12 protein-coding genes and 2 tRNA genes are annotated in these 12,659 nt (G+C 70.4%); 8 read left to right on the forward strand and 6 right to left on the reverse strand.

Translation table 11 applies throughout. The features are described from left to right. Positions 1-387 precede the first annotated feature (387 nt). Positions 388-1,266 (reverse strand): 3-methyladenine DNA glycosylase, encoded by an 879-nt coding sequence (locus tag OO014_RS08060; protein WP_272461785.1) that lies wholly within the window; start codon positions 1,264-1,266, stop codon positions 388-390. Between the two features lie 97 nt (positions 1,267-1,363). After that, entirely contained in the window at positions 1,364-2,512 is a 1,149-nt protein-coding gene (locus OO014_RS08065) for a hypothetical protein (protein ID WP_272461786.1), read from the reverse strand. A 129-nt stretch (positions 2,513-2,641) separates the two neighbouring features. Here OO014_RS08065 and OO014_RS08070 point away from each other — a divergent pair, with 129 nt between their 5' ends. The 6 genes from OO014_RS08070 (at position 2,642) to OO014_RS08095 (ending at position 6,802) form a co-directional block, all read left to right on the forward strand. Continuing rightward, entirely contained in the window at positions 2,642-3,424 is a 783-nt protein-coding gene (locus OO014_RS08070) for a fumarylacetoacetate hydrolase family protein (protein ID WP_272461787.1), read from the forward strand. 211 nt (positions 3,425-3,635) lie between these two features. Continuing rightward, a complete protein-coding gene (gene gltX / locus OO014_RS08075; RefSeq protein WP_420485487.1) occupies positions 3,636-5,075 on the forward strand; it encodes a glutamate--tRNA ligase in 1,440 nt (479 codons plus the stop codon). Then, entirely contained in the window at positions 5,062-5,736 is a 675-nt protein-coding gene (locus tag OO014_RS08080) for a GNAT family N-acetyltransferase (RefSeq protein WP_272461790.1), read from the forward strand. Before gltX ends, OO014_RS08080 begins: the two co-directional genes overlap by 14 nt. Further along, a complete protein-coding gene (locus tag OO014_RS08085) occupies positions 5,729-6,496 on the forward strand; it encodes an HAD family hydrolase (protein WP_272461791.1) in 768 nt (255 codons plus the stop codon). The genes OO014_RS08080 and OO014_RS08085 overlap by 8 nt, the downstream gene beginning before the upstream one ends. A 59-nt stretch (positions 6,497-6,555) precedes the next feature. After that, a tRNA-Gln gene (locus OO014_RS08090) sits at positions 6,556-6,627 on the forward strand. A 99-nt stretch (positions 6,628-6,726) separates the two neighbouring features. Beyond that, positions 6,727-6,802 (forward strand) — tRNA-Glu (locus tag OO014_RS08095). 57 nt (positions 6,803-6,859) lie between these two features. Here the strand turns inward: OO014_RS08095 and OO014_RS08100 are convergent. Next, positions 6,860-7,483, reverse strand: coding sequence for a MerR family transcriptional regulator (locus tag OO014_RS08100; protein ID WP_272461823.1), 624 nt, complete (start codon positions 7,481-7,483; stop codon positions 6,860-6,862). 80 nt (positions 7,484-7,563) lie between these two features. On the opposite strand from OO014_RS08100, the gene OO014_RS08105 reads away from it, so the two are divergent. Beyond that, complete coding sequence (locus tag OO014_RS08105) at positions 7,564-8,106, forward strand: DUF4188 domain-containing protein (RefSeq protein WP_272461793.1); 543 nt, start codon at positions 7,564-7,566, stop codon at positions 8,104-8,106. Here OO014_RS08105 and fgd read toward each other — a convergent pair. The 3 genes from fgd to OO014_RS08120 all read right to left on the reverse strand — a co-directional run bounded on the left by fgd (position 8,083) and on the right by OO014_RS08120 (position 11,078). Then, the gene (gene fgd, locus OO014_RS08110; RefSeq protein ID WP_272461794.1) at positions 8,083-9,087 is read right to left on the reverse strand and encodes a glucose-6-phosphate dehydrogenase (coenzyme-F420); all 1,005 of its coding nucleotides are present in this window, start codon (positions 9,085-9,087) and stop codon (positions 8,083-8,085) included. The two genes, OO014_RS08105 and fgd, sit on opposite strands and share 24 nt — an antisense overlap. A 114-nt stretch (positions 9,088-9,201) precedes the next feature. Beyond that, complete coding sequence (locus OO014_RS08115; RefSeq protein WP_272461796.1) at positions 9,202-10,149, reverse strand: L,D-transpeptidase family protein; 948 nt, start codon at positions 10,147-10,149, stop codon at positions 9,202-9,204. Between the two features lie 176 nt (positions 10,150-10,325). Next, positions 10,326-11,078, reverse strand: coding sequence for an IclR family transcriptional regulator (locus OO014_RS08120; protein WP_272461797.1), 753 nt, complete (start codon positions 11,076-11,078; stop codon positions 10,326-10,328). 133 nt (positions 11,079-11,211) lie between these two features. On the opposite strand from OO014_RS08120, the gene leuC reads away from it, so the two are divergent. Beyond that, entirely contained in the window at positions 11,212-12,657 is a 1,446-nt protein-coding gene (gene leuC, locus OO014_RS08125; RefSeq protein ID WP_272461798.1) for a 3-isopropylmalate dehydratase large subunit, read from the forward strand. Positions 12,658-12,659: the final 2 nt, after the last annotated feature.

Below are 12,659 nucleotides of genomic sequence, written 5' to 3' on the forward strand. Positions count from 1 at the left end.
AAGTCATCGCTCTCAAGGGCGACTCCTACCGGCTCAAGAACCGAGACCTCGGCCGCGTCCCCGCAGCCGTCACCGAAGAGAACTGAAAACCCCAGGGGGTCAAAATTCAACCGACGATCGGGGGTCAGTTTTCAGCCGCCGTTGACAAGCCGGACCTGCGACACCAGGATGCCGACCAGGCGCCGCGTCGTTCGAGGTCGTGGAGGACCTACTGACTCGAGAGTCGCCGCGTATCAAGGATGCGGTCCGCATCCGGGTGACGCCGTACCTCATTGAGCTTGCTGTCCAACACGACGCCCTGATCGGCCCGAGCCTCCGGGTGGACCTGCTGCGTGCGACGGGACGGTAGAGGAGCTCAGGCACGCCTGAGCTGATCACGCACGTCGTTCAGACCGACCCTGTGCTCTCCAGTGCGAGCGAGCACAAGCCCGTCAGCCGACTCCGCAGGCCCGCGGTTCGCAGAGCGAGCTCGCGCTGGCGCTCGACGTACTCGCCCTTGCCCTCGGCCGTCTCAATGGCCACGGCCCCCTCGCCGTAGGAGGACACGTCGTACGGCGACGCGGCCATGTCGAGTCGTCGCGCCTCAAGCGCCAGGTCGAAGCAGTCCAGCAGCAGGTCGCCCGGCACGAGCGGTCCGAGTTTTGCCGCCCACTTGTAGAGATCCATCCCGGCGTGCAGACAGCCAGGCTGCTCCAGCTGGACCTGTGTCTCCCGGGCCGGTTGGAGCTTGTTCAGCCCCACCGCCTCCGGCGTGAAGAACCGGAAGGCGTCGAAGTGGGAGCAGCGGATCGGGTGCGACTCCACGACAGCGTCGGTGCCCGCCTGCCCGAGCCGCAGCGGTAGGGGGTGCCGGTGCTCGGCCTGCCGGTAGACCATGGCCCACTCGTGCAGCCCGAAGCACCCGGTGAAGGCCGGGCGTGAGGCGGTGGCCTCCAGGAGGCGATGCACGAAGCGGACGGTCTCGCCCCGCTCGGCCAGGAACTGGCCGAGGTCGACGCTCACCACGCCGTCAGCGTCGGTCGAGTACCAGCGCCAGCCGCCCTGCGGAGCCGGCCCGTCCGGTCCAGGCGCCAAGCCGACTCCCGCACCGGGGTACCACCGCCGCAGCTGGCCCGGCTTGGTCGAGTAGTAGGTGAAGAGGAAGTCCTCGATGGCGTGCTTCTGCCGGGCGGCCTTGCGGGCTCGATGCCCGGCGGTCAGCTCGTCCGCCCTGGCCTCGTGGGCGGCGGCTGCGGCGCGCCATTCGCCCTCGTCGAGGATTCTCACCCGAGCAGGTTACGTGGTGAGGCGGGGCCGGACCCTCCACGATCCCGGCCCCGCCACCATCAGTCTTACCCCCTCGGGGGTCGTCGCAACCCCAGAATCACAACTCTGTGGCGCGCGTCGCACCGCCGGACCGCGTCAGGCCAGCCAGGCCGACGAGCTGCGTCAGCCGCCGACGGCCAATGAGCGCGAGCGCGAGCAGCACCCACGGCAGGGCCTGCGGTCCGCTGGCCGGCAGGAAGCTGCTGGCCGTCGTCTGCGCGTTGATCGTGGGCTCGCAGGCGTCGTCTCCGCTGCCGCTGCCCGTGCCGGACCCGCCGGCCGAACCGCCACCGGTGGCTCCGTCGCCGGAACCGTCACCAGCGCCGCCATCGGAGCCGTCGGCCTCGTCCCCGCCCGAGCCACCATCGTTGCCCGGGCCGGAGCCATCACCGTCACCAGCAGGCCGCGGGCACGGCACGACCAGCTTCTCCAACGGCACTCCGGCCTCGGTCAGCTCCGCCACGAGCTCGTGGTCGAGCAGCAGCACGCTCGCCTCCTGGGGCGGCTCGGCCTTGATCCGCACGCACGCCCCGACGAGCTCGGAGACCGACCCGTCGGCGCCCTCCGACCCAGAGCCGGACCCGGGCTCAGCCCCGGAGTCAGACCCGGAGTCAGACCCGGAGTCAGACCCGGACGGGCACGGCGCGAGCAGCCCGGGCAACGCTTCGATGAGTGGCGTGCCGATGTCGTGACCGCCGACGGTGACGTCGAGGTTGGCGACAGCGGTGCCCGTGCCGGTGACCTCGGCACAGGCGGTCGCGAGCGGCGCCGCGTTGACCCTGAGCTTGAGCACCCCGCCCGGGGCAGGCCCGGGGACGACCGGGGCGAGCGGCGTGTCCTTCGTCTTCTCGTCGGCCTGGCCGAGGACGTCCTTCACGGCGGAGCCGATCGGCGCCAGCGGCGCATCCTCGGACGTCGCGCCCGAGCCCTCCGAACCGCTGCCCGTCGACGACCCAGCACCCCCCGCTTCCCCCGACGGGGTGGAGGAGTCGGAGCCGCCCGACGTCAGGCGGTCGGTCACGTCCTCGACCGCCTCGCCCGGGTCGGTGAGGACGTCCTCCAGTCCGTCGCCGCTGGGGGAGGAGGACTGGGACGCGGGGACGGACACGGCGAAGGCGCTCGGCGCGCCGATGGTCAGGCCGAGCGCGAGGGCGGCGGCTCCACCTCCAGCAGAGAGCGAGACGAGCAGCGAACGACGGTGAGACATGGGGACCCCTTCCGGGAGCGATCGTGGACCCTACGAACACGCTGAGAACGACGCCGCCGCGCTGGGGTTACGGCCCGCACCCACCGGGACCCCACTGGCACCCCAGCGAGCGGGTCGTAGGCTGACCACGTGCGCATCGCGAGGTACACGACCGGGGACGACCCGGCATACGGCATCGTCCAGGGCGACCCCGGCGCGGAGGTGATCACGCCGCTCTCCGGCGACCCGCTCTACGTCGGCCTGCAGCCCTCGGGCGCAGGCCCGGTCATGCTCGAGGACGTCCGGCTCCTCGCGCCGGTGATCCCGCGCTCCAAGATCGTCGCCGTCGGCAAGAACTACGCCGACCACGTCAAGGAGATGGGCGGCACGACGCCGCCGGAGCACCCGATGCTCTTCTTCAAGCCCAACACGGCCGTCGTCGGACCGTTCGACCCGGTGGTGCTGCCGCAAGGCAGCGACGAGGTCTCCTACGAGGGCGAGCTCGCCGTCGTCATCAAGACGATCACCAAGGGCGTCAAGGCCGAGAACGCCGCCGAGTGCATCTACGGCTACACCATCGCCAACGACGTCACCGCGCGCGACTGGCAGCGCACCGACGGGCAGTGGGCGCGGGCCAAGGGCTTCGACACGAGCTGCCCGCTGGGGCCGTGGATCGAGACCGAGCTCGACCCGAGCGACCTGCACATCCTCACCACGCTCGACGGTGACGTGAAGCAGGACGGCACGACGGCCGACATGGTCCACGGGGTGGCGAGCATCATCGAGTACGCCTCCAACGCCTTCACCCTCCTGCCCGGCGACGTCATCCTCACCGGCACCCCCGCTGGGGTCGGGCTGGTCCAGCCGGGTCAGCAGGTCACCATCGACGTCGAGGGCATCGGCTCGCTGACCAACACCTTCGTGCGTCGCTGAGCCCCACTAGGCTGGTCGCACCATGAGCGACACGAACGACACACCAGGCCGTATGCCGCTGGGCTCGGTCCCCGAGACCACTTCCCTCGACGATCAGGTCGAGATCCAGACGAGCCCGCAACCGCGGGTGAGCACGTCCGACGGCAGCGGGCCGGTGCGCACCCGCGTCGCGCCGTCCCCGACGGGCGACCCGCACGTCGGCACGGCCTACATGTCGCTGTTCAACCTCGCCTTCACCCGGCAGCAGGGCGGCCAGTTCGTCCTGCGCGTCGAGGACACCGACCGGGCGCGGTTCCGCGAGGACAGTGAGGCGCAGCTCTACGACACCCTGGCGTGGCTCGGGCTGCACTGGGACGAGGGTCCGGACCTCGGTGGTCCCTTCGCGCCGTACCGCCAGTCGGAGCGGCTCGACACCTACCGTCCCTACGTCGAGCGGCTGCTCGAGGCCGGGCACGCCTACTACTGCTGGTGCTCCAAGGAGCGCCTCGACCAGATGCGGGACCGGCAGCAGAAGACGAAGCAGCCGACCGGCTACGACCGGCTCTGCCACGGCAAGACGCGTGAGGAGCGGGCCGAGCTGCCCGGCTTCTCCGAGACGCCGGTCGTGCGGATGCTCATCCCCGACGACGTGCCGCTCGTCTTCGATGACGTCATTCGCGGCAAGGTCTCGGCACCCAAGCCGGACGACCAGGTCATCCTCAAGGCCGACGGCTTCCCGACCTACCACCTGGCCGTCGTCGTCGACGACCACGAGATGGGCATCACCCACGTCGTGCGCGGCGAGGAGTGGATCAGCTCGACGCCCAAGCACATCCTGCTCTACCAGTGGCTCGGGCTCGAGCCGCCCAAGTTCGCGCACATGCCGCTGCTGCGCAACACCGACAAGTCCAAGATCTCGAAGCGCAAGAACCCTGCGGCCCGGCTGACCTGGTTCCGCGAGCAGGGCTTCCTGCCCGAGGCGCTCGTCAACTTCCTCGCCCTGCTGGCCTACCCGCCGCAGCAGGACGCCGAGGGCAACGACGTCGAGGTCTTCACCTTCGAGGAGTTCAGCCGGACCTTCGACTGGGCCAAGGTCAACCCGATCGGCCCGATCTTCGACCTGAAGAAGCTCGAGTGGCTCAACGGCGTCTACATCCGCCAGCTCGAGGTCGGCGAGTTCGCGACGCGCCTGCTGCCCTACCTCTACGAGGCGGGCATCCTCGGTGACAACCCGTCCCTCGGCGAGCTGGGCCGGCTCAAGCTCGTCGCCGCCCAGATCCAGGAGCGGATGTCGCTGCTGACCGAGGCCCCGGCGCTCGTCGGGCCCTTCTTCGTCGCCGACGACCAGCTCGAGATCCAGGAGGACGCCCGGGCCCAGCTCAACGCCGACGCACCCGCCGTGCTCGACGCGGCCATCGCCGTGCTCGGCGACATCGACGACCACGGTGACGGGGTCCTCGGCACCGGCGGGGGCTGGGTCGCGGCGACCATCGAGGCACAGCTGCGTGAGGCCATCGTCGACGGGCTCGGCATCAAGCCGCGCTTCGCCTTCGGGCCGTTGCGCACCGCGGTCTCCGGGGCGCGCATCTCACCGCCGCTCTTCGAGTCGATGGAGATCCTCGGCAAGACCTCGACGCTGAGCCGCCTCCGTTCCCTTCGTGACTCGCTCTGACGGTGTGCGGGACCTGCTCGGGCTCTGGCCACTCTTCGGGATCCGGCTGACGACGCCAGACCTCGAGCTGCGTCCGGTGACGGAGGGCGACCTCGTGGACCTCGCATCAAAGTTGAGCGACGACCTCGAGCAGGACCCCTCCGCCACCCGCTACGCGGGACTCGGTGACCAGGCGAACCGCCGGGTCGTCGTCGCCCAGGAGTACTGGCGGGCCATGGGGACCTGGACCCCGGCGCGGTGGGCGCTGCCCTTCGTCGTGGTCGACCGGGGCGGTGACCTGCTCGGGATGCAGTGGCTCGAGGGGCCGGACTTCGGGGCGGACCGGGTCGTCGACTCGGCCTCGTGGCTCGACCCCGGTGCTCGGGGCCGGGGCCTCGGCACGCAGATGCGAGCAGCGATCCTCGAGCTTGCCTTCAGCCACCTGGGAGCGGCCGCTGCGGTGAGCTCCGCCGTGCTCGACAACGCCGGCTCGCTCGGGGTGTCCCGGTCGCTCGGTTACCGCGACACGCACACGTCGGTCCTCGAGCACAGCGGCGAGACCCTGCAGCACCTGCGCCTAGAGCGCGGCGAGTGGCTCAGATCCGGGCGCGGATCGGCCGTGCAGGTCACCGGCATCAAGGCCGCACTGCCCCTCTTCGGGCTGGGGGACGAGCATGACTGAGCGGACCCTCGAGAGCGAGCTCAGCGGCATACGGGCCCTGATCCTGGACATCGACGACACCATCGTCGACACGCGTGCGGCGATGGCGGAAGCGGGCACCCACGCCGCCGGCGCCCTGTGGCCCGAGCGCACCGGCGCACACCGCGACATGGCGCAGCGCTACTACGACGACCCGGGACGCTGGTTCCACCGCTACGCCGCGGGCGAGATCTCCATCGAGCGGATGCGGCTCGAGCGGCTCGGCGACGTGGCGAGCGCCTTCGGTGTCCAGCTGCCGGGGGATGGGGTCGAGCGTTACCTGGCGGCCTACGTGCCGGCGTTCCGGCGCGCCCAGCGGCTCTTCGACGACGTCCCGGACCTGCTGGCCACTGCGGCCCGGCTCGGCATCGACGTCGCGCTGCTGACCAACTCCACGACCGCTGACACGTCGATCAAGCTGGAAGCGCTCGGACTCGCCGAGCGGTTCGCGGACCTCATCGTCACGACCGACACCTTCGGGTTCGGCAAGCCCGACCCCCGCGTCTATCGCGAGGTGTGCCGGCTCGCCGCTGCGGACCCGGCTGTCAGCGTGTGCATCGGCGACAGCCTCGAGTGGGATGTCCTGGGGGCGATGCGCGCCGGGATGCGGGCCGTGTGGCTCGACCGGGGCGGGCAGGGCGAGGCGACGGCCGAGGTGAGTCGGGTCGAATCGTTGAGCGAGATCACGGCGGCGCTCGCCGACGGCCACGGCCGATTTGGGACGGCAGCGGGGGACCGGTAGTATTCCCTCTCGGTTCACCTCACAGAAGGCCCTCGGGCGCGCTGGGGAGTGATACCCCTTGGGGTATGGTGTAATTGGCAACACAGCTGATTCTGGTTCAGTCGTTCTAGGTTCGAGTCCTGGTACCCCAGCTCCGGTCAACTGGTCCTTCGGGAGCGGATGACCGATTCGGAGAAATCACGCCGACACGGTAAGGTTCTCCGAGTGCCGAGTCACTCGGCAAAGCGCGTGGCCCCGTTGTGTAGCGGCCTAGCACGCCGCCCTCTCAAGGCGGTAGCGCGGGTTCGAATCCCGTCGGGGCTACCACGTGAACAAGGCCCGGATCCTCAGGATCCGGGCCTTGTCCCTTTTCTGCGGTGACTCTCAGTGGGCGAGCCGCTCCGCACTGACGGCCTCCTGGGCCACGCGGCGCAGGGCGATGAGGATCGGGTCGGTGAGGACGGTCCCGACGATGGCGTGCTGGAGGGCCTCGGCGGCCGGCATGGTGCCCAGCTCCGGCGAGACATCGGTCTCCGCGATCTCCCGCGCCAGGGCACCCCAGTGCACGAGCATCTCGTCGGGGCAGTCCCAGCCGCCCTGGCGCGCGGTCTGGATGACGTCGGCCAGCTGCTGTGTGGCGCTCGAGTGTGGGTCGACGGGCCACCCCAGGGTCTCGACGAGCCGGGCGGACAGGTCGTCCTGGTTCGTGGTGTCGTCGACTCGATCGGTGTGGCGGGGGAGTGGGCGCAGGACGTCATGGGCCGTCGCGAGCAGCTCGTGCCGCGTCGCTGGAGGGCGGTCCAGGGCGGCGACGACGAGACGGACCCGGTCGATGCTGAGCCCGCCGACCGTGATGAGGGTCCGGATGAGCCGCACTCGCTCCACGTGGGTCTCGTCGTAGGCCGCCCGGGTCGCGCCGAGGGCCTCACCCGGGTGGAGCAGCCCCTCGCGCAGGTAGTACTTGAGCGTGGCCACGGGGACGGTGGTGCGCTGGGCGAGCATCGACATCTGCACGGGCTTTCCTCCTTGACGTGGATAGTAGTGCTACCCAATAGTGGATAGCGACGCTATCTAACAGGGAGGCCACCATGCCGAGTCCATTCCGACCGACCACTCACGACCATGCCGGGAGCATCGCGGTGTTCCTCATCGGCCTGCGCGTCAACCACTTCTGGCGGCCGGACCTCTGGCTCCCGGCGCTGCGGGCGATGGGCCCGATGATGACCGAGCTGCATGCCGCCAAGGCCGCAGCCGCGCGGGGCGAGGGGGAGGATCTCGGGTTCCTCGGGCACCGGTCGCTCATCGGAGCCGGGGGGCCGACGATCGTGCAGTACTGGCGCTCGGCGGAGGACATCTATGCCTACTCCGGCAGCGGCGACAGGGCGCACCGTCCTGCCGCGCGTGCCTTCTACGAGCGGGGGCGCCGTGCCGCCGGCGCGGTCGGGGTCTGGCACGAGACGTACGCCGTTCCTGCCGGAGGGCACGAGAGCCTCTATCTCGCGATGCCACCCACGGGGCTCGCCGCGGCGACGGGGGTCAGCGAGCTGGCCACGCGGCGGGGCCGGGCGAGCCTGTCGGGCAGTCCTGACGGGAAGGACGAGGCGCGGTCAGAGGTCGCGCAGGCCGGGTAGGACGTCCGCGCTGAACTGGTCGAGGAAGCGGGCCTGGTCATGGCCGGGTGCATGGATGACCAGGTGGTTGAAGCCGAGGTCGACATACTGCTGGATCTGCTCGAGGGCCTCGCCAGGGTCGCTCGTGACGATCCATCGCTTGGCGACCTGCTCGTCGGTCAGCTCGTCCGCGAGGCGCTCCATCTCGACGGGGTCGTGGACGCCGTGCTTCTGCTCGGCCGTCAGCGAGAGGGGGGCCCAGAAGCGGACGTTGTGCAGCGCCGTCTCCGGGTCCCGGTCGTAGGAGAGCTTGATCTCGATCATCCGGTCGATGTCGTCCCGGGTCCGGCCCGACTTGGCGAGCCCCTCGTCGACGGCCGGGAGGAGCTGCTCGGCGTAGAGCTCTCGGCCCTTGCCGGACGTGCAGATGAAGCCATCCCCCGAACGGCCGGCGTAGCGCGCCACCAGGGGCCCGCCGGCGGCGACATGGACCGGGATCGGCTCGTCCGGCCGGTCGTAGATCGTGGCGTCATGGGTGCGGTAGTAGTCGCCCTCGAAGGAGACGCGCTCCTCGGACCAGAGCCGGCGCATCAGGGTGACCGCCTCGCGCAGCCGGGCGAACCGCTCCTTGAACTCCGGCCACGGCGATCCGGCCGCGCCGACGGCGACCTCGTTGAGGGCTTCGCCGGTGCCGATGCCGAGGATGATGCGGCCGGGGTTGAGGGCCCCGAGCGTGCCGAACGACTGAGCGACCACGGCGGGGTTGTAGCGGAACGTGGGCGTCATGACCGAGGTGCCGAGCAGGACCCGCTCGGTCCGCTCGCCGGCGGCGGCCAGCCAGGACATGGCGAACGGTGCGTGGCCCTCGAGGTGGCGCCACGGCTGGAAGTGGTCCGAGATGAAGACCGAGTCGAGGCCGACCTGCTCGGCGCGGACCGTGTGGTCGAGCAGCTCTCTCGGGCCGAACTGCTCCGCCGACGCCTTCCAACCGACCTTGAGCATCAGACCTCCTCGTTGGGGACGCTGGGCGTCCAGGAGTCCTCAGACTACGACGAGCCCGACCGGGCGCCGGAACTCCCGGGCCGGTCGGGCTGTCGTGAGGGGCTCAGGCGTCACTCACCAGTGCACGACGACCTTGGTGCCCACCGGTGCCGTGTTGTAGAGCTGCTTGAGCAGCGTCATGTTGCGCACGTTGACGCAGCCGTGCGACGAGCCGTTGTAGCCGTTGGCCGCGAAGTCCGCCGAGTAGTGGATCGCCTGCCCGCCGCTGAAGAACATCGAGTAGGGCATCGCGGTCCCGTAGAGGTTCGAGATCACGTCGACCTTCTTCCAGGTGATGGAGAACGTGCCCTCCCTGGTGGGCTCCGCCTCGCTGCCGAAGCGGACGTCGAACGAGTACTGCGCCTTGCCGTCAATGACCCACGTCAGTGAGCGCGTCGACTTGCTGATGCAGATGACGCGGCCGGTCAGGCAGCGCTGGTCCACATCCCACGACCCGGGCTTGGCGGCGGGTGCCGACTGCGGCTTGACGTTGTTGAGCTCGTCCTGCGTCGGCGTCCTCGTCATGGACAGCAGCCGGTCATAGGTGCGCTGATCGGCGATGCCGGTCACCGGGAAGCCGCGCTTGCGCTGGAAGCCGCTGATGGCTGTCGTCGTGCGCGTGCCGTAGAAGTTGGTCACATCGCCCGAGAACCAACCGATCTGCTTGAGGCGGGCCTGCATCGACCGCACCTTGGCGCCGGCGTCTCCGGGCCGGAGCACGACGACGACCGGCTGGACCTTCGGCTCGCTCGGTTCGTCCGTGACAGTCGGCTTGGCGGCCGGCTCCTTGGTCGGCTTCGGCGTCTGGGGAGCAGGAGTGCTCGTCGTCGGCGTCTCGGTGGGACTCGTCGTCGGCGTGTCCGAGGTCGTGGTCGACGGGCTCGCCGCCGTGGTGGGCGTGTCATCTGCGGCCGGGCCGGCCGGAGCCGCAGGCCCGCAGGCCGTGGCCGTCAAGCTCAGTGCGGCGAAGGCGATGACGGTGAGCGTGTGGCGGGCCGTCCCCCTGGTTGGTGCGTACTGCATGGTCTCCCCAATCCGTGCGACACGATGTCACACAGCCTGACGCCGTGACCTCGACGAACAGTTGTCCTGTCGGGAGGACACTGCAGGGATCGTGACCGTTCCGTTGTCGAAGTCCACTTCCACTGTGACAGGTGGGGACCGTCTCGGGTGCCCGGAGTGGGAGACCAGACGCTCGCTCAGAGGTTCTGCTGCTGTTGCTGCTGTTGCTGCATCGCGTGGTGGCGCCGGAGCACCTCGGTGAGCTTGTTGGCGCCGGCCACCACCGTAGCCGCGTGGAGCCGTCCCGGCTGGCGAGAGAGACGCTCGATCGGACCCGAGATGGAGACGGCGGCGACGACTCGGCCCGACGGCCCGCGCACCGGGGCAGACACGGAGGCCACTCCCGGCTCGCGTTCGGCGACGCTCTGCGCCCAGCCGCGGCGCCGTACGCCGGACAGCGCAGTAGCCGTGAACGCCGCTCCCTGCAGCCCCCGGTGGAGCCGGTCCGGCTCCTCCCAGGCGAGGAGCACCTGGGCCGCGGAGCCGGCGAGCATCGACAGCGTCGCGCCGACGGGGATGGAGTCGCGCAGGCCCACGGGACGCTCGGCGGCCGCCACGCAGATGCGCATGTCACCCTGGCGGCGGAAGAGCTGGGCGCTCTCGTTGGTGTGGTCCCGCAGCGCCCCGAGCACCGGCCCGGCGGCGGCAAGGAGGCGATCCTCCCCGGCAGCCGAGGCGAGCTCGCCGAGCCGTGGACCGAGGACGAAGCGACCCTGCATGTCGCGAGACACCAGACGGTGGTGCTCGAGGGCCACGGCCAGCCGGTGCGCCGTCGGCCGGGCGAGCCCCGTGGCGCCGACGAGCTGGGCAAGCGTGGCGGGACCTGCCTCGAGGGCGCCGAGCACCGTGGCGGCCTTGTCGAGAACGCCGACTCCACTAGAGTTGTCCATGCACTGATATTGCCGTCTCAGGCACTGAGACGTCAATTCATGAGCGAGAAATTGGGTTCAGGCTGGGCCCAGAGGGACGTCGCGGTTGACGCTGACCGCACGCTCCTGTCCGAAACGTGCGTGAAGGAGAGCAATGTCCGGGACGTTGGCAGAGAAGGTCTGGGAGGCGCACGTCGTGCGCCGCGCGGAGGGCGAGCCCGACCTGCTCTACATCGATCTGCACCTGCTGCACGAGGTGACGAGCCCGCAGGCCTTCGACGGCCTCCGGCTGGCCGGCCGCCCCGTCCGCCGTCCCGACCTCACCCTGGCGACCGAGGACCACAACGTCCCGACCACCCCGGGGCCGATCACTGACCCCGTCTCCCAGGTTCAGGTCGAGACCCTGCGGCGCAACTGCGAGGAGTTCGGGGTTCGGCTCTATCCCATGGGAGACGTCGAGCAGGGGATCGTCCACGTGGTCGGGCCTCAGCTCGGGCTGACCCAGCCCGGGATGACCGTCGTCTGCGGCGACAGCCACACCTCGACCCACGGCGCCTTCGGTGCGCTCGCGTTCGGCATCGGCACGTCCGAGGTCGAGCACGTGCTCGCGACGCAGACGCTGCCCCTCAAGCCCTTCCGGACCCTGGCCGTGAACGTGCGCGGACAGCTCGCCGAGGGGGTGACGGCCAAGGACATCGTCCTGGCGGTGATCGCCAAGATCGGCACGGGCGGCGGGCAGGGCTACGTCATCGAGTACCGCGGCGAGGCGATCCAGGCGCTCTCCATGGAAGCGCGCATGACGGTGTGCAACATGTCCATCGAGGCAGGTGCCCGGGCCGGCATGATCGCCCCCGACGAGACCACCTTCGCCTACCTCAAGGGCCGCCCGCACGCCCCGACCGGCTCGGACTGGGACGCAGCCGTTGCAGAGTGGTCCGCCCTGCGGAGCGATGACGACGCCGTCTTCGACGCCGAGGTCGACCTGGACGCATCGGAGCTGACGCCCTTCGTCACCTGGGGCACCAACCCCGGCCAGGGCCTGCCGCTGGGCGAGTCGGTGCCTGACCCCGAGTCCTTCGCAGACGAGTCGGACCGGGTCGCCGCGCAGAACGCCCTCACCTACATGGGCCTCGAGCCGGGCACCCCGCTCCGCGAGATCAAGGTCGACACGGTCTTCGTCGGCTCGTGCACCAACGGCCGGATCGAGGACCTCCGGGCCGCGGCCGCCGTCGTCAAGGGCCACAAGGTGGCGGACGGTGTTCGCATGCTCGTGGTGCCCGGCTCCGCGCGGGTGCGCCTCCAGGCGGAGGCCGAGGGCCTCGACGCGATCTTCACCGAGGCCGGCGCCGAGTGGCGACTGCCCGGCTGCTCGATGTGTCTCGGCATGAACCCGGACACCCTGGCGCCGGGGGAGCGCAGCGCGTCGACCTCGAACCGCAACTTCGAGGGCCGCCAGGGCAAGGGCGGCCGCACCCACCTCGTGAGCCCCCTCGTCGCCGCGGCGACCGCCGTCCGGGGCACCCTGTCCAGCCCGGCCGACCTCGCCGTCGAGCACCCCGTCGAGCACCCCGTCGAGCACCCCGTCGTTCAGGAGGCCTGAGT

Origin of the sequence: Intrasporangium calvum (genome assembly GCF_028446585.1) — a bacterium.
GTDB classification, from domain to species: domain Bacteria; phylum Actinomycetota; class Actinomycetes; order Actinomycetales; family Dermatophilaceae; genus Intrasporangium; species Intrasporangium calvum_A.